We start from the raw sequence: 814 nt of genomic DNA on the forward strand, positions 1-814 counted from the left end.
CTTCCAGATGCTGCAAAGTACTTTATTCTGGCCAAAGACCTGCTTTTGTATGTAATTGAATATCTTTAGATTAAGAATTATCCAGATCAGTTTTCCGTAAAGCTGGCATTCAAACCTATGGATTTTTTTACTGTTAAACTCCTCTATATTTACCAGTGACTTCCATGCTTTGAAAATTAGTTCAATCTGCCATCTCATAGCATAGACTTTTCTTATTTCGTTGGTTTTTAGGACCTCGGAGGGAACATTGGTGACCATAATGTTGAGTCTGGCTCTGGCTTTGAACTTTTCCGAAACATTATTTCCGGTTGATTTTGCCTGTTTCGTTGTCTTTTTGAGTCTTTTCTGGTAAGTGTCTTCATCAGCAAGTGAAAGTATCAAACGGGCAGGAACCCGGTCTTTTTTACCCAGATAGACAAAAACTTCAATATAGTCCAGTCTGTGTTTTTTCAGCTTGTGAAGGTATTTGTTTAAATCTATTGGATTATTTGATACCAAATCAGAATAGCAATTCACATTGGGGCTCAGCCGGTTGATAAAATATGCCCCCGCTGAATGGATCTTGGCCATGAACTTCAGGGTAGAGTAGCCCAGATCTCTCAAGAAAAGATCTTTTTCCAGAATGTCATGGGTAAAATCAGCTGAGTCTGACTGATCGTTCAAAAGCCCGGAAGTCAGCCTAAGATCCATACTCTGGCCACTTATAAAATCGTATTCATACTGTATACTTATCAAAGATGAGGACTGCCTGATATTCCCCCCGTATCCCCTGTATTTTTCCGAAAAAGGATCAGGAAGGGCAAACTTGGTGGAA

At 39.4% G+C, this 814-nt stretch carries 1 protein-coding gene; it reads right to left on the reverse strand.

Translation table 11 applies throughout. The annotated features are described in order from the left end of the window. On the reverse strand, nt 1–814 hold an 814-nt coding region (locus B879_RS21140; RefSeq protein WP_040401581.1), incomplete at both ends, for an IS4 family transposase.

Origin of the sequence: Cecembia lonarensis LW9 (assembly GCF_000298295.1) — a bacterium.
Lineage (GTDB): Bacteria > Bacteroidota > Bacteroidia > Cytophagales > Cyclobacteriaceae > Cecembia > Cecembia lonarensis.